This is a genomic window from Collinsella aerofaciens (assembly GCF_015560135.1).
Taxonomy (GTDB): Bacteria; Actinomycetota; Coriobacteriia; order Coriobacteriales; family Coriobacteriaceae; genus Collinsella; species Collinsella aerofaciens_AN.
This window is the reverse complement of sequence record NZ_JADMRH010000003.1, coordinates 1-15,908: the sequence shown is the minus strand read 5'-3', so window position 1 is coordinate 15,908 and position 15,908 is coordinate 1. Positions and strand designations below refer to the sequence as shown.

The 15,908-nt window shown below is 61.5% G+C and carries 17 protein-coding genes; 4 read left to right on the top strand and 13 right to left on the bottom strand.

The genetic code is table 11. The features are described from left to right. Positions 1–11: 11 nt before the first annotated feature. The 7 genes from rplR to yqeB all read right to left on the bottom strand — a co-directional run bounded on the left by rplR (position 12) and on the right by yqeB (position 4,525). Entirely contained in the window at positions 12–380 is a 369-nt protein-coding gene (rplR, locus tag I2H19_RS02055) for a 50S ribosomal protein L18 (protein WP_006235264.1), read from the bottom strand. 75 nt (positions 381–455) lie between these two features. Continuing rightward, positions 456–992, bottom strand: coding sequence for a 50S ribosomal protein L6 (gene rplF / locus I2H19_RS02050; RefSeq protein ID WP_006235263.1), 537 nt, complete (start codon positions 990–992; stop codon positions 456–458). A gap of 33 nt (positions 993–1,025) precedes the next feature. After that, a complete protein-coding gene (gene rpsH, locus I2H19_RS02045) occupies positions 1,026–1,424 on the bottom strand; it encodes a 30S ribosomal protein S8 (protein ID WP_195361119.1) in 399 nt (132 codons plus the stop codon). A 119-nt stretch (positions 1,425–1,543) separates the two neighbouring features. Beyond that, positions 1,544–1,729 carry a type Z 30S ribosomal protein S14 gene (locus I2H19_RS02040; RefSeq protein WP_022094280.1) on the bottom strand — a complete coding sequence of 62 codons (186 nt, stop codon included), beginning with the start codon at positions 1,727–1,729 and terminating at the stop codon, positions 1,544–1,546. Positions 1,730–1,808: 79 nt separating this feature from the next. Next, positions 1,809–2,366 carry a 50S ribosomal protein L5 gene (rplE, locus tag I2H19_RS02035; RefSeq protein ID WP_006235260.1) on the bottom strand — a complete coding sequence of 186 codons (558 nt, stop codon included), beginning with the start codon at positions 2,364–2,366 and terminating at the stop codon, positions 1,809–1,811. A gap of 311 nt (positions 2,367–2,677) precedes the next feature. Continuing rightward, on the bottom strand, positions 2,678–3,721 hold the full coding sequence (locus I2H19_RS02030) for an XdhC family protein (RefSeq protein ID WP_195620965.1): 1,044 nt from the start codon (positions 3,719–3,721) through the stop codon (positions 2,678–2,680). Positions 3,722–3,730: 9 nt separating this feature from the next. Then, complete coding sequence (yqeB, locus tag I2H19_RS02025; RefSeq protein WP_035137452.1) at positions 3,731–4,525, bottom strand: selenium-dependent molybdenum cofactor biosynthesis protein YqeB; 795 nt, start codon at positions 4,523–4,525, stop codon at positions 3,731–3,733. A gap of 102 nt (positions 4,526–4,627) precedes the next feature. Between yqeB and yqeC the strand changes: the two genes are divergently transcribed. Beyond that, positions 4,628–5,362, top strand: a complete 735-nt coding sequence (yqeC, locus tag I2H19_RS02020) for a selenium cofactor biosynthesis protein YqeC (protein WP_195620963.1) — start codon at positions 4,628–4,630, stop codon at positions 5,360–5,362. Between the two features lie 109 nt (positions 5,363–5,471). Here yqeC and hydA read toward each other — a convergent pair whose 3' ends face one another. The 5 genes from hydA to dpaL form a co-directional block, all read right to left on the bottom strand. Beyond that, entirely contained in the window at positions 5,472–6,839 is a 1,368-nt protein-coding gene (gene hydA, locus I2H19_RS02015; protein ID WP_195620961.1) for a dihydropyrimidinase, read from the bottom strand. Positions 6,840–6,848: 9 nt separating this feature from the next. Then, positions 6,849–7,463 (bottom strand): nucleotidyltransferase family protein, encoded by a 615-nt coding sequence (locus tag I2H19_RS02010; protein ID WP_195620959.1) that lies wholly within the window; start codon positions 7,461–7,463, stop codon positions 6,849–6,851. Positions 7,464–7,613: 150 nt separating this feature from the next. Continuing rightward, complete coding sequence (ygeW, locus tag I2H19_RS02005; protein WP_195620957.1) at positions 7,614–8,816, bottom strand: knotted carbamoyltransferase YgeW; 1,203 nt, start codon at positions 8,814–8,816, stop codon at positions 7,614–7,616. Positions 8,817–9,017: 201 nt separating this feature from the next. Next, the gene (locus I2H19_RS02000; protein WP_055252228.1) at positions 9,018–10,403 is read right to left on the bottom strand and encodes a YgeY family selenium metabolism-linked hydrolase; all 1,386 of its coding nucleotides are present in this window, start codon (positions 10,401–10,403) and stop codon (positions 9,018–9,020) included. Between the two features lie 237 nt (positions 10,404–10,640). Then, complete coding sequence (gene dpaL / locus I2H19_RS01995) at positions 10,641–11,855, bottom strand: diaminopropionate ammonia-lyase (RefSeq protein WP_195239318.1); 1,215 nt, start codon at positions 11,853–11,855, stop codon at positions 10,641–10,643. A gap of 277 nt (positions 11,856–12,132) precedes the next feature. On the opposite strand from dpaL, the gene I2H19_RS01990 reads away from it, so the two are divergent. The 3 genes from I2H19_RS01990 (at position 12,133) to I2H19_RS01980 (ending at position 14,685) form a co-directional block, all read left to right on the top strand. Then, positions 12,133–12,786 (top strand): helix-turn-helix transcriptional regulator, encoded by a 654-nt coding sequence (locus I2H19_RS01990; protein ID WP_195620956.1) that lies wholly within the window; start codon positions 12,133–12,135, stop codon positions 12,784–12,786. A gap of 123 nt (positions 12,787–12,909) precedes the next feature. After that, positions 12,910–13,896, top strand: coding sequence for a hypothetical protein (locus I2H19_RS01985; protein ID WP_195620955.1), 987 nt, complete (start codon positions 12,910–12,912; stop codon positions 13,894–13,896). 366 nt (positions 13,897–14,262) lie between these two features. Beyond that, complete coding sequence (locus I2H19_RS01980) at positions 14,263–14,685, top strand: hypothetical protein (RefSeq protein ID WP_195620954.1); 423 nt, start codon at positions 14,263–14,265, stop codon at positions 14,683–14,685. 21 nt (positions 14,686–14,706) lie between these two features. Here the strand turns inward: I2H19_RS01980 and I2H19_RS01975 are convergent, their stop codons facing one another. Further along, positions 14,707–15,528, bottom strand: a complete 822-nt coding sequence (locus I2H19_RS01975; protein ID WP_195620953.1) for a 3'-5' exonuclease — start codon at positions 15,526–15,528, stop codon at positions 14,707–14,709. Between the last annotated feature and the right edge of the window lie 380 nt (positions 15,529–15,908).

Genomic DNA, 15,908 nt, shown 5'->3' with positions numbered 1-15,908 from the left:
CTACATACCTCCTAGAACTCGAGACCGGCGGCACGAGCACCGTCGGCGAGGGCCTTGACGCGGCCATGGTAGATACGGCCACCGCGATCGAAGGCGACCTTGGTGATGCCGGCCTCGATGGCGCGCTTGCCAACGAGCTGACCGACCTTCTCCGCAGCCTCCTTGTTCGAGGTGTGGGTGCCCTTGAACTCGGCCTCGAGGGTCGAGGCAGAGACGAGCGTCAGGCTGGAGCCCTTGCTGTCGTCGATGATCTGGGCATAGATGTTGGCGTTAGTACGGGTCACGCGAAGACGCGGACGCTCGGAGGTACCCGAGACCTTGCCGCGAACACGACGCTGACGACGCTTGAGGCCTTCCAGCTTCGCCTTATGCTTGTTCATACGTAAACTCCTAAAAAGGTTGATCTTGCCAGCACCTGACGGGGTGCTGGTCTTATGCGAGTGAGTCGGTTACGACTACTTGGCGGCCTTACCCAGCTTGCGGCGGATGTGCTCGCCAACATAGTGGATACCCTTGCCCTTGTAAGGCTCGGGAGGACGATGACCGCGGATCTCAGCGGCGATCTGACCGACCTGCTGCTTGTTGATACCCTTGACGTTCACGTGGGTGTTGTCGGGAACCTCGAAGGTGATGCCCTCGGGAGCCTCGACGATCACGGGGTGCGAGAAGCCCAGGGAGAACTCGAGGTTCTTGCCCTTCTGCTGCACGCGGTAACCGACGCCGGCGAGCTCGAGCTTCTTCTCGAAGCCCTCGGAAACGCCAACAACCATGTTGTGGATGAGGGCGCGGGTGAGACCGTGGCGGGCACGGGTCTCACGCTCGTCGTCGGGACGGGAAACGGTGAGGACGTTGTCCTCGACGTTGATAGCGAGCTTCTCAAAGACATCGAGCTCGAGCTGGCCCTTGGGGCCCTTGACGACAACGTTGTTGCCGTTGACTGCCACTTCGACTCCGGCGGGAATCTGGACAGGCTTATTACCGATACGAGACACGGTGATCTCCTTTCCTTCTACCTACCGAGCGAATTACCAGACGTAAGCGATGATCTCGCCGCCGACGTTGTGCTTGCGAGCATCGCGGTCGGTCATGACGCCATGGCTGGTGGAAATAATGGCGGTACCAAGGCCACCGCGGACGCGGGGCATATCGGCAACGCCGGTGTACTTACGCAGGCCCGGCTTGGAAATGCGGCGGATGCCGTTGATGACCTTAGCCTTCTTGGAACCATACTTAAGCGTGATGTGCAGAGTCTTCTGGGGAACGGTGTCCTCGACATCGTAGCCCTCGATGTAGCCCTCCTCGTGCAGAACACGAGCGATCTCGACGAGCTTCTTGCTGCTCGGCATGGAGACCGTGGCCTTGTTCACAGAGTTAGCGTTACGGATGCGCGTAAGCATATCTGCGATCGGGTCTGTAAGGTTCATACAGATTCTCCTTCGTTCTTGATGAACACGTGCTCTTGGTTCTTCGCCGCCCTTAACGGCAAAGCCTAACTAGCGCGTTTTCCCTGTTCCAAACGGATGCTTGAAACGCTGGTAGTGACTTACCAGCTGGCCTTCTTAACGCCGGGAAGCTCGCCCTTGAGTGCAAGCTCACGGAAGCAGACACGGCACAGGCCGAACTTGCGGTACACAGAGTGCGGACGGCCGCAGCGCTGGCAGCGCGTGTACTCACGAGTAGAGAACTTCTGCTTGCGATTGCACTTGACGATCATCGATGTCTTAGCCACTTATATCCTCCTCACATAGAGTATTGTTCGCCCCAAACGCCGCCCCCTTGTGGGAACGGCGCTTTTAGGGCAGGTGAACCTATTTCTTGAACGGGAAACCGAAGGCGTCCAGAAGGGCCTTGGCCTCCTCATCGGTGTTGGCGGTGGTCACGAAAGTGATGTCCATACCACGCTGGTGATCGACGGAGTCGAAGTCGATCTCGGGGAAGATGAGCTGCTCGGTGACGCCCATGGAGAAGTTACCACGCCCGTCGAAGCTCTTGGCGGAGATGCCGCGGAAGTCGCGGATACGGGGGATCGCGACGGAGGTCAGACGATCGAAGAACTCCCACATACGGTCGCCACGCAGGGTAACCTTGCAGCCGATCGGCATACCAGCGCGCAGGCGGAAGGTAGCGATGGACTTGCGGGCACGGGTGATCATCGGCTGCTGGCCGGTGATGGCGCGCAGGTCGCGCACGGCACCGTCGATGGCCTTGGAATCGGTAGCGGCCTCGCCGACACCCATGTTCACGACGATCTTCTCAAACTTGGGGATCATCATGACGTTCTCGTACTGGAACTTGTCCTGAAGCTGCTGCTTGACCTCGTTGTTGTACTTGGTCTTCAGACGCGGCACATACTTCTCTTCTGCCATTGTTCACTCCTTCTTGGGGTTTTAAGCACGGGGCGTGGCCACGATGGGTTGTCCTCGTGCCTCCTGGCTGCATCCGCGCCGCTCATGGCATTTCGCGGTTTGGACTCGACGCAGCAGGAGCCGACAAAACAATCGGTACTATACGCGCATTGGGTGCGTATTTCCAGAAAAACCTCGTCTGCCTGCACAACTCCACAACTCCCCCGCACAAATGGGTCCCAAAAAGCAGTTGCGGTGAAATAGGGACTGTTTGGCGGCCTAACAGGCTTAAACAATCCGTATTTCACCGCAACTTATTGGTGGGGATGCGACTAGCGCTTGCGGGGGACGAGTTTGGTGCGGCGCAGGTGGATCATCTCGGCGGCGATGGAGATGGCGATCTCCTCGGGGTCCTCGGCCTCGATGGCGACGCCGATCGGCAGGTGCAGCTCGTCGATCTGCTCCTGCGTAAAGCCCTCCTGCTCCAGGCGGGCGCGCACAAAGGCCGTCTTGCGGCGCGATCCCAGGCAGCCCAGGTAGGCAGGCTTGGCGCGCATGGCCTGAATCACCACGTCTATATCGGACTTGTGACCCGCCGTGGCGACGACCACCAGGTCGCGCGGGCCGATGGGGCACTGCTTGCTCAGGTTCTTGTAATCGACCAGGCGACGATCGTAGACACCGGGCACCCATTCGGGGGTCAGCGTGCCGGGGCGGTCGTCGCAAGCCACGACGGCAAAGCCCGCCGCCGTGAGCACGCGCGCCGTCGCGGCGCCCACGTGTCCGCAGCCAAAGATGTAGGTCAGGCCCTCGGGGCAGAGCGTCTCGACGTGCGCCGCGGGAATCTCGGAGGCGGCGTTAGTGTAGGTGACGCTACTCCCCTCCTCCACCAGTGAAAGCCCGGGGCAGCCCGCAATGGTATGGCGCGATGCCTCGCCATGGTACTCGGCCACATCGCCCTCGAGCGCGCTCGCGATAAACGGTTCAAAGTCGATGACGAAGTCGCCGATGCGCCGATAGACCAAGACGTCGGCAATTTCCTGGAACAACGGTGCCTGGGTCGCATCCAGATGTAGGTAGCACAGGCAGATGGCTCCGCCGCAGATCATGCCGGTATCGGAGTTCTCGCCGCCCATGGTGTAGCGGACCAGACGCGATTGCCCCGCGGCCAGCAGCTCTCGCGCCTCGTCCAGCGCAAAGAGCTCGATCTTGCCGCCGCCGATGGTGCCCGCCTGGCTACCGTCGGCAAAGACGGCCATCCAGGCGCCCACGCCGCGCGGCGACGACCCCGCCGTGCCGGCTACGACCACGAGCTCGCACGTCTCGCCAGCACGCAGGGCGACAAGCGCCGCATTCACAACATCGAGCTTTTCCATTGCCGCCTTCTATCCTCTAAAGATATCGGTGAGCATAGCGAGTGCCTCGAGCACGCCGCCGCCGACCGACGTCGCCTTGTCCGAAATGTAGTTGATATAGCTGGCATCGCCACGCGGATCGACATCGGCGCATTTAAAGCCCTCAGTCACCTGCACGCCGTTCGCCAAAAGCCCGCGCAGGCAGCCATCGATCTGCGTGCACATGGGCGTATCGTCCGCGTAGCCAATCACGTCTCCGGCGCTCACGATGTCGCCGATTGCGCGGTCGGACCGAAACACGCCGGCGGCGGGGCTGTGGATAACGCGCTCCTTGCCATAGCCGGCGATCACGCCCGGCACGCCCGTGTTGGGCTGGGGCGAGCCCTGGGTAATGACGCGGCCCAAAAAATGCCCGCGCATGGTCTCGACCACGGCGTCGCAATCGACCGGCGCGGTAAAGCCCGGCCCCACGGCGATGACGGTAGGCGCCATGTCGCGCGTGGTGCCCAGGTTGCGCTTGGCCAAAATCGCGTCGACCACAGCCGCGGGTTTAAGCTCATCGAGCATCTTGGCCTGAGGGTCCACCACGACGGCAACATCCCCCGCTTGGGTAATCTCGAGCGCCTCTGCCGGCGTCTGCGCCAAGCGAGCGCGAATGCCCTCGACCTGGACCTCGCCCAGGCGAATAGCCTCGCAAAAACTGATTGTGCGGCGGATGCACGTGGGAACCGCGATATCGGCCATAACGACCGACACGCCGGCGCGCACCAAGCGAGCGGCGACACCCGTGGCGATATCGCCGGCGCCGCGAACATAAACGAGCATTCCCGGGGCACCTCCCTGTGCTACGGTTTGAGCAGAGCAAAAGCGGCTCGACCGCTACTCTGATGATTATTTATTATCACAGTATTATACGGCGGTGAACAGATGGAAACGACGAGCGGAAACCTTGCCTCCGCGCTCAAGATCGAGCCGGGCATTACCGCAATTATCGGCAGTGGAGGCAAGTCGACCTTGCTGAAGACGCTCGGCCTTGAGCTTATGCGCGCTGGCGGCAGGGTGCTTCTCTGTACCGCCACGCGCATGTTCCCCGTCGCCGGCGTGCCGTGGGACGGGTCGAGCCGTCGCCTGGACGCCGCGCCTTGGAAGCCGGGGGCCCTGCATGTTCCCGGCTGCACCTGCGAGGCATGCGCTGGCATGAGCCACGGAAGCATCTGCCAGGCGGGCGTTTTGGACCCGGAGACAGGCAAGCTCTCCGCCCCCGCCGAGCCGCTCAACGAGCTGGCACAGCGCTTTGACTACGTCCTGGCCGAGGCAGATGGCAGCAAGCGACTCCCGCTCAAGGCGCACGCCGCCTGGGAGCCGGTAATTCCCTCTGGCACGGCCAACATCGTCTGGATCGTCGGCGCCTCGGGGCTGGGCAAGCCCGTCGCCGAGGTTGTCCACCGCCCCGAGCTCTTCTGCGAGCGCTGCGGCTGCGAGCCCACCGACATCGCCACACCCGAGCGCGTCGCCCAGGTGCTCAATGCCGAGATGCAGGCGCTGGGACTCAGCACCGCACGCGTCATGCTCAACCAAGTCGACACGCTTGCCGACCCCACGATGGCCGACCGCTTCGAGGCAGCCCTCGGCCGCCCCCTCATCGCCAGCAGCCTCAAGTAGCCGGCCCCATCTCGTCAGTTGCGGTGAAATACGGACTGTTTGGCCGCCCGACGGCCGCAAACAGTCCGTATTTCACCGCAACTGAGGAGGGGACACGGCATCTTTGCTGCTAGCGGGGCACGTAGCGACCGGGCTGGGCTCCGGTGGGCTCGCCGTCGCGTGCCGCCAGCACGCCGTTCACAAACACGGCCTTGGCGCGGCCATGCGCCTCAAAACCCTCGAGCGGCGTGTAGTCCACGGCCTGATGCTGCGTCGCGGCACTGATCGTCCAGCGCGCCTTGGGATCCCACACGCACACGTCGGCATCGGCGCCCTCGGCAAGACAGCCCTTGCGCGGATACATGCCAAAGACGCGCGCCGGGTTCTCGCTCATCAAGCGGCACAGATCCTCGGGTCCCAGCTGGCCCTCAAAGCTCGTGGCAATCGCGACGGGACGATGCTCCACGCCGGGCCCGCCGTTGGGAATCGCGCGGAAATCATCGCGTCCGCGGTCCTTTTGCCCGTGCAGGTTAAAGCTGCAATGATCGGTCGCAATAGTATCGATCTCGCCGGCCACAAGCGCCTCGCGCAGCGCGGCACGGTCGCCGGCATGGCGCAGTGGCGGGCTCATCACGTACTTGGCGCCCGCAAAGCCGTCCTCGCCCTGCTCCAGATAGCAGGTGTCGTCGAGCATCAGATACTGGGGGCAGGTTTCGACATAGATATTCTTCTGCCCGCGCGCCTTGGCGGCACGGATGGCCTCAAGACCAAGCTTGGTCGAAAGGTGCACCACGTTGACCGGTGCGTCGCCGGCCAGGTGCGCCAGATACAACAGACGGCTCACGGCCTCGGCCTCGCACACATCCGGACGGCTGAGCGCATGGCCCTCGGGCCCGTGGATGCCCTGCTCAAACACGCGCTTCTGCAGCTCATTCACCAGCGTACCGTTCTCGCAATGCACGCACAGTATGCCGCCAATACGCTTGAGCTCCTCCAGCACCTCGAGCGTCTCGGCATCGTTCAAGCGCAGATGGTCGTAGGCAAAGTAGGTCTTAAACGACGACACGCCCGCCTCGCGCATGGCCGAAAGATCGGCGCGGTTGCGCTCATTCCACTCGGCGAGTGCCATATGAAACGCGTAGTTGGCCGTGCAGGTTCCGTCGGCGCGGCGATGCCACTCGGCCAAGGCATCGGGCATGGTCACGCCGCGATCGGCCGTCGCGTAGTCCACGATGGTCGTCGTACCGCCGCAGGCAGCCGCACGCGTACCGGTCTCAAAGCTATCGGCCGTCCAATCCATGCCAGTCCAGCACTGCATGTGCGTGTGGCCGTCGATAAAGCCGGGGAACACCCAACAGTCGGTGGCGTCCTGGACGGTATCGCCCTCGCCCGGCTCGATTGCCGCGGCAATCCGCACAATCTTATCGCCCTCCATGGCAAGATCGGCGCGGCGAAGCCCCTGGGGCGTCACGAGCGCGCCGTTTTTGATGATGATCATAATTGCTCCTTATTGATTGATGCAGTTGGCCACGCGATCAAAATACGAGCAGGCGGCGATATGCTCCGTTATGCGTTGCTGTCCCTTGGCGGTATCGACGTCCCACAGCTCGTAGGCACGCGCCTCGACCAGCACCACGTCGGTACGGTCCTTGAGGATCGAACCGCCGCCGTCCTTGCCCTCAAGACACATAAGTGCATCGAGCAGTTCCGCCGGAAAGAGCACCGGGCTCGAAGGCTCACCGTTGCACGCAAGACGCACCGGATGTTTGCGGCCACACTCGTCAAACGCACGAACCATAGCCTCAAATGAACCCGAACTCACGAGCGGCTGGTCGCCCGGCAAAAAGAGGCAACCTTTCCAGTTGCGTTCGACTCCCCATGAAAGGCCCGCACGGACGCTTTCGCTGCGCAGCTCGCCGTCGTGCAGCACGCACGGGCAATGCTTGTCCTCGCAAATCTGAGCGACCTCGGGCCAACGCGTCGAAACCACGACGTCAAAGCCCCGGGGAACCGAATCGATGGTCCGGGCAATCAGCGGCTCGCCATAGATATCGGCAAGCATCTTGTTAGAGCCAAACCGCTTGCCCTCGCCCGAAGCCATAATGACGCATCCAAGTTTCATGGTGATACCTCCCCTGAAACCATCGTACCCATAACTCGCGCCGCGGGCATCCACATCGAAAGCGCTTATCCCGCACGCCCACGATGCAAAAAGGGGGCACCCCGCCGGTTGGCAGAGCGCCCCCTTTACATGGCTTACCTCAGCCCGGCTTTAGGCCTGGAGCCAACGGGCGGTGTTACGCTCGTCGAGGGCCTTGAGGGTAGCGGCGGGATCGGCAACCTTCTGCAGGAACATCATGGCAGCGATGGCGTACGGCTTGTAGCTGGCCTCCTTGTACATGCCCACGCGGTGCATGTCGAAGACGTCGGCGTTAACCTCGCCGTGCTCGCAGGAGACACCGGAGATGTCGGCGGGCAGCGGGTGCATAAAGATGGTGTCCTGGCCGTTGGCGGTCTTCTCCATGAGTTCGGTCGTGGAGCACCAGTCCTGATGGGTGGCGTTCTGGGCGAGCAGTTCCTTCTCGAGCGCTGCGATGCCGGCGTCGTCGCCCTCGGCGTACAGGTTGGTACGCTTCTCCATGGCGGCAAACGGAGCCCAGCTCTTGGGGATCACGATGTCGGCGCCCTCGAAGGCCTCGGCCATGGTGTTGACCTGCTTAAAGGTAGTGCCGGACTCGGCGGCATAGCCCTTGGCGCGCTCGACGACCTCGGGCATGAGGTCATAGCCCTCGGGGTGGGCCAGGGTGACGTCCATGCCAAAGCGGGGCAGCAGGCTGATCAGCGACTGCGGGCAGGACAGCGGCTTGCCGTAAGAGGGCGAATAGGCCCAGGTGACGGCAACCTTCTTGCCCTTGAGGTTCTCAAGGCCGCCAAACTCGTTGATGAGGTAGAGCATGTCGGCAGAGGCCTGCGTGGGGTGGTCGGAATCGGACTGCAGGGAGATGAGCGTGGGGCGGTGATCCAGAACGCCGTCCTCGTAGGCCTGCTGGACAGACTCGGAGACCTCGGCCATGTAGGCGTCGCCCTTGCCGATGTACATGTCGTCGCGGATGCCGATGACGTCGGCCATGAAGGAGATCATGGTAGCGGTCTCGCGGACGGTCTCGCCGTGGGCGATCTGGGACTTCTTCTCGTCCAGGTCCTGCAGCTCAAGGCCGAGCAGGTTGGCTGCCTTAGAGAAGGAGAAGCGCGTACGGGTGGAGTTGTCACGGAACAGGGAGACGGCCAGACCCGAATCGAAGATCTTGGACGAAACGTTGTTCTCGCGCAGCTCGCGCAGGGCGTCGGCGACGATGTAGAGCGCCTTGAGCTCATCGGTGGTCTTATCCCAGGTGTGCAGGAAGTCGCTGCCGTACATGCCCTTAAAATCGAGGCCGTTCAGCTGCTCGACGAGCTCGGTAAACTTGGCGTCCATGTAAATATCCTTTCCAAAGATGAAACGATTGCAATGAGTAGATGTGCTCCGGCATGCGCGTGTGGCTAGAACATGCAGAGCACTATGACGAGGACCCGCTACCGTCGAGGAAGCATGGGAGATAACGACCGCGGGCCCCAAGTCAACAGGGGGTGCCGGGGACACGAGCTGTCCCCGGCTCAACAAGATCGAGGAATGGGACTAATCGATCTTGTTGTTGGTCAGACCGGCGCGGAACACGGTGGCGTCGCCATCGGCCTGGCTCGGATCGTAGAGGTTCAGGGCAGCCACATACATGGCGGCAGCGGTGACCAGGTCGTCCTTGTAGGTGACCTCGTTGGGAGCATGAGCCTGAGACTCGGCGCCCGGGCCAAAGCCCACGCAGGGGATGCCGTAGCGGCCCTGGATGGAAACGCAGTTCGTGGAGAAGGTCCACTTGTCGCACAGCGGGCGACCGGTGCGCTTGTCCATGCTGGGCTCGCAGCCGATGCGCTCGTCACCAAACATGGCCTTGTGGGCGTCGACGAGGGCCTTGACGTGCGGAGCGGTCTCCTTGTTGATCCACGTGGGGAAGTAAGCCTCGGTCTCGTAGACCTCGCCGGTCCAGGACGGACGGTCGTACATGTACATGGAGACCTTCACGTCGTCGCCGTACTTCTTGGCGGCCGGCAGGTTGCGGATCTCGTCCAGGCAGGACTCCCAGGTCTCACCGGCGGTCATACGACGGTCGATGGAGATGGCGCAGGAGTCAGCGACAGCGCAACGGCTGGGGCTGGTGTAGAAGATCTGGCTGACGGTGCAGGTGCCGCGGCCCAGGAAGCGGGCATCCTCGAAGTGCTCGGGGTTGTACTTGGGGTCGAGCATCTTGACGAGACCCTTGATGTCGGTCGACTCGTCGCAGCCGTTGTTGTTGAGGGCGCGGACGTCGGCGATGATGTCGGCCATCTTGTAAATGGCGTTGTCGCCGCGGTCGGGAGCGGAGCCGTGGCAGGAGGTGCCGTGAACGTCGACGCGGATCTCCATGCGGCCGCGGTGACCGCGGTAGATGCCGCCGTCGGTGGGCTCGGTGGAAATGACGAACTCGGGCTTAATGCCGTCCTTGTTGTAGATGTACTGCCAGCACATGCCGTCGCAGTCCTCTTCCTGGACGGTGCCGACGACCATGATCTTGTAGCCCTCGGGGATGAGGCCCATGTCCTTCATCATCTTGGCAGCGTAGGTAGCAGAAGCCATGCCGCCCTCCTGGTCGGAGCCGCCGCGGCCGTAGATGATCTCGTCGGTCTCGTAGCCCTCATAGGGATCGGCGTCCCAGTTCTCGATGTTGCCGATGCCGACGGTGTCGATATGGGAGTCGATGGCGATGATCTTGTCGCCCTCGCCCATAAAGCCCATAACGTTGCCCAGGCCGTCGACCTTGACCTCGTCATAGCCGAGGCTCTCCATCTCGGCCTTAATGCAGGCGACAACCTCGCCCTCCTCGCAGGACTCAGAGGGGTGAGAGATCATGGCGCGCAGGAAGCGAGTCATATCAGCACGATGAGACTCAGCAGCAGCCTTGATAGCGTCGAAATCGAGTTCTTTAGCCATAACAGTCAACCTTTCTACAAGGGTTTACCTACAGGTAGATATTTCAGATAGATCACTTGTACCAAGCAGCGTGAGGTTGAGCACCCGGCAAGCAAGTAACCATAGGAGGCGGACGGAGGACTTTGCTCCGTCGCGAGTTCCGCACGAGCCGGAGAGCACTTAATGTGCTCTCCGTGCGAGCAGGACTGTCCGAGCAGGGAGTAAAGTCCTCCGGCTGCCTCCGGACAGGTCAGTCTGCTAGCAAGTCGGGTACTCGCCCTCCCAGACGATGCGACGGTACTGATCCGGATCGGTGTCGCCCTCGGTGGAGAAGCAGAGCACGGAGCTCGTCTTGTCCAGGCCGATGAGCTCCTTGAGCTCGGCGTACTCGGGATCGAGCATGAGGGTCTCGACCAGGCCGGTGGTCACAGCGCCGGACTCGCCGGAGATGACGCGTGGATCGCCCTTCTCGGGAGCGCCCAGGGTACGCATGCCGCGAGCCGTGACCCAGTCGGGGCAGGAGACGAAGGCGGTGGTGTGGTTGCGCAGGATATCCCAGCCCAGGATGTTGGGCTCGCCGCAGCACAGACCGGCCATGATGGAGGGCATGTCGCCGTCCACGATGCGCGGATCGCCGTCGCCGGCGGCAGCACCCTTGTACAGGCAGGCGGCAGGAGCGCACTCGACCACGACAAAGGTGGGCGGGTTATCGGGATACAGGTTGGTGAAGTAGCCCACCACGGCGCCGGCGAGCGAACCCACGCCAGCCTGGACAAAGACGTGCGTCGGGCGGTTGATGGCCATCTCGCGCAGCTGCTCGGCAGCCTCGGAAGCCATGGTGCCGTAGCCCTCCATGATCCAGGACGGGATCTTCTCGTAGCCTTCCCAGGCGGTGTCCTGAACAATGACGCCGCGCTCGCAGGCGTCGGCCTCGGCGGCGGCCATGCGCACGCACTCGTCGTAGTTGACCTCTTCGATGGTCACCGTGGCGCCCTCGGCGGCGATGTTATCGAAGCGGGGCTTGGTGGAGCCCTTGGGCATGTGCACGACGGCCTTCTGGCCCAGCTTGTTGGCAGCCCATGCCACGCCGCGGCCATGGTTGCCGTCGGTGGCGGTAAAGAAGGTAGCCTGACCAAAGTCCTCGGCCAGCTGATCGGAGGTCAGGTAATCGAAGGTGCAGTCGGCAACGTCCTTGCCGGTCTCGTCGGCAATGTAGTTGGCCATGGCAAACGAGCCGCCCAGAACCTTAAAGGCGTTGAGGCCAAAGCGATAGCTCTCGTCCTTAACGCACAGGTTGGACAGGCCCAGGCGCGCGGCCTGGCCGTCCAGGCGGGCAAGCGGAGTGACGGTGTACTGGGGGAACGACTGGTGGAAGGCACGGGCCTTCTTCACGTGGTCGAGGCTCATGATTCCCAAGTGCTTGTCATCGCTCTTGGGCATCGTGTTGCTCGCCCACTGGATCTTATCGGCCATACGGTGAACTCCTTAAGTCCTCTCTTGCCGGCCCCCGCATACGCGTTTCAGCCCGATCCCATTCATGCGGCTGAACTTTTATGTGGATGCCAAACAAAAAGTTTGTTAGCACTGTTCTATCACACTTTTTGATTGGAAAATCTAACAAATTGTTTGTTGCCGTAATCGGTACCTTTTCGCCGCCGAACGGTCACATAACGCAGCGACACCTTCGCTATTTGCGAACAAGTGGGGTTTATGGCAAAGTGTGCCCAAACTAATTTTTAGGAAGGCACCCATGACCCCCGCACAGATTGAGTTTTACAAGCGCCTCGCACACGGTTTGGCGCTCCAGTTTGGCCCCAACTGCGAAGTTGTCGTCCACGACCTGGAGACCGAGGACGTTGACCACTCTATCGTGGTGATCGAAAACGGCCACGTAAGCGGGCGCAAGCTGGGCGACGGTCCCAGCCACATTGTGTTTGAGTCCATGCACGAGGGTGCCACCGACGTACGCGACCGCGAGCCGTACCTCACCAAAACCACCGACGGCAAGCTGCTCAAGTCCTCGACAATTTTTATCCGCAACGATGAGGGCAAGCCCGTCGGCATTTTGGGCATCAACTTTGACATTACGCTCATGAAGGCCTTTGAGCGCTCGCTCGATGCCTTTACCGGCACCGGCGGCACGGGCTACACCGAGCCCGAGCCCATTACCAAGAACATCGGCGACCTGCTCGAGGACCTGCTGCGCGAGTGCGAGCAGTTTGTGGGCAAGCCTGCGGCGCTCATGACCAAGGACGAGCGCATCCGCGCCATTGGCTACCTCGACCGTCGCGGCGCCTTCCTCATTTCCAAGTCGAGCGAACGCGCCTGCGAGTTCTTTGGCATCTCCAAATACAGCTTCTATAGCTACCTCAACGAGGCCAAAGCTGCGGCCAGCGACAAGTAGGAAGTTCGCCCAGTCGCCCCTCCCCTTTTGGGCGCGAGTTCTGGAATGCACGAATCCGAGACTCGGCTGCAAGGCAAGTTCCATATAATCGATGAGATAAGCATTTCGAAAGGGTGGAACAGAATGGCGTTGAGCAAGGCATCGTGCACCGGTCGCGGAGTGACTCCGGCAATTGGTGGACACGTGCACCACATGTTCGATGGAGACGAAGACGATCTGTTTGCGTTGAGCCTCGACGACGTGATGGACGATCGCCCCTGGACCGCCGACGAGCTCATGGGCGGCGGGACTCGCCCGTCAAGCCCGAATCCCCCGCTCGCGCCGAAACCCGCGCAGGCACCTGCGCCTGTGCCTGTTTCGGCACCTGCGCCTGCACCGATACCCGCACCTGCTCCGGCAACCATGCCCGCTCCCCGCCCCGCAAGCGACCCGTCCGAGACGGCGGCGTTTCTTGCCGCGGCGGCGCAGGGCAAATCGACCGACAGCACCGTTATGTACAGCGCCCAGCAGCTACCTGTTCCTGCGGCACGAAAGTCTCCGATCACAAGACTCAATGAGCCCACTGCCCATCAGGTTGCCTACGACTCGTGGGCAGCGGCCGATCTGGACGAGACCTCTACCGGCATGCCGGCACTCGACGTTCCGGTTAATCCGCTTTTTGCCGCCAACACGAGCGCCGCGGACTATGAGGGCGGTGCGGCATATTCCGATTATTCCGATGGCTATGCAGGCACCGATCGCATCGAGACCGAGGATTATGGCAACGCATCGAGCGATTATCTCAACGACCCGTACGCTGCCACGCCTGCACCGGAATATGACCCGGAGGCCGCGTCCGCGCCGGCGTATACCAAAAGCACGGGCGAAGAGCGCTTCGCCGATTATTACGCCGAGGAAAAGGCGCTGCGTTTCTCGGAATTTCCGCAGGCAGTCAAGGTTGCCTTTATCGCCATTGTCATTGCCCTGCTCGGCGTCATTGCGTTTGAGGGATTCCGGCTGTTCTCCGGCCCCACCCAAGCGGAGTCGGAGACCCAGCAAAAAGAGGACGATAACGAGTATCTGGACATCAACACCCTCAAGGGCGACCCCAACGACGGGGACGATGAGTAGCGAGAGCTGAAGGCGGCCGCAGGATCCCGCATCCAGCACCGGCTTCTAAGTGCTGTTTTGTCATCCAGCTACACTTTTCCGAAGTTTTAAGGTGCCTATTTCGACACTTTTCCGTACTTTTACACGGCTGATTTCGACACTTTTTCTGATTTAAGCCTAGCGACAGCCGGCGAAATCAAGCGCCGCCCGCGCGTCATTTCGCAAGCGGTGCCTGATTTCTGTCCGTACACGTTGATAGACTCCATCGTGCCCGCAAGGAGCGGGCGTGTTTTATCCAGAGTCGGGGTAGAGAGTTGGCTCCACGATTCCGACGCCAACCGGCCAAGAGGCACGGTGGCCCTGCCAACATCGATGAAAGGAGTCCGTATGGACAATTTCTCTGTGCGCAGCGAGCGTAACTTCCACAACCTGATCGTCAAACCAAATCACATGCATCTTCTGGATAAGCCAAATGGCTACGCCTCGGCCATGATCAAGAGCAGCCTCTCCCACCAGATGCGCTTTACGGTACAGAAGCTCGAGGAAAAGCTCTGTGCTGCTGGCAATCCGCATGTGCTGCAGATTAAGCTGTTCGGAGACGACTCGCGTGAGCCATCTAGCTGGAAGCTCTTTGCCGACGGCGCGTGCATCGCGGACGGCTCGGTCGACTTTGCCCGCAAGTATTTCTGCGAGAGCGCCGAGGTGTTCCTGGATCTGTGTCGCGATGCCGTCGACGCAGCCGAGCTACGCCAGTGGAGTCAGAGGGAGTACGAGCTGCTGAGCGTGGCACGCGGGATTGCGGGGGCGTAGGCAGACAGACCAGACAGCTCGTCATACTGGTTGACGCTTCGATTCAAACAGCAAGGCGGGCTCGCGCTTACAGCCCCGCCATGCCAAACCGAATGGCGTTCTCAAAAGGCCTACCCCCTCCGCCTTCAGCTTTAGCAGCAGGTCGCCCAGCTCGGAGCACTTGCTGGAAAGGCGCGTCTGAGCTCGCTCGCCCATCCCCCACCGTTGACGGACCTCCTGGGCGCGCGGGCTCACGCGGTAGTCCCCGTCCATCATCTGCTTGAGCAGCTTGGCGGTCACGCGTGCATCGGCTAGGGCGCTGTGGGCGTGACCCGTCGACTCGTCGAACTCGATGCCAAACCACGTCGCTGCGTCACTCAAAGAGACGCACCCGTGGCTGCTCATGTCCATGATCGAGGTGTAAAACGCCTGCAGGTCGGCCCAGTCCGTAGGAAATGCGGAAAGATCGATGTGCTTTGCTTGACACTCGATCAAAAGCTGTCGACGATCCGCCCCGCTCCAACAGACCACCTGGGCGGAGTAGCGCCCGATCCAATCGCTGAGCCTTTTGATCACCATGTAGAGCGGATCGGCCATCGCGGTGCCCACGGCCGATATCCCTGTGAGCTCGCGGACGGGGAACGCAACGCCTTCGGTAAATTCCGTCTGTACAAACTGCGAGAACTCGCCCATAACGTTGCCGTGGTAATCGAGCTTGACGGCGCCGGCCTCGATAATCTCATTGCACAGTCCACGGCGCTGACGCTGCTTTGGCACCGGCGCAAACTCAAAGTCCAGCACAATCTGGCGCGCAAAGTTCGTCGTATCGATAGCCGAGATACACGGCGTCTTTTCAGCTGACACGGTTGGGCCTTTCTCCGTCAACTGCCGCTCGTTACATAGGCGGCTACATTGCCGTAAGGATAGGCGCCCGTGCGGACACAAAAGCGGGACGCAATGCCACGCGCGCCAGGCATACGCCATGCAGACGGCCCCAAGAGAATCGCCCGCTCTATTCAAATGCCTGAAAAAGATTTAGGCCCGGTGACTTGAATCAGAGGTCATCCCGGGCCCATCAGAGCTCGTAGAGCTCTTGGTTGCTTTGGTCTCGCTCTTCACGGCGCTTATCGAACTTTCCGAGGCACTCAAGCAGCATTCGAAGCATAAAAAGACGATATGAGAAAGCCATTTGGGTCGCCTCCCCCGCGGCGCAGCTTCTTTCCGCGGGCTCGGGATGCCACAAT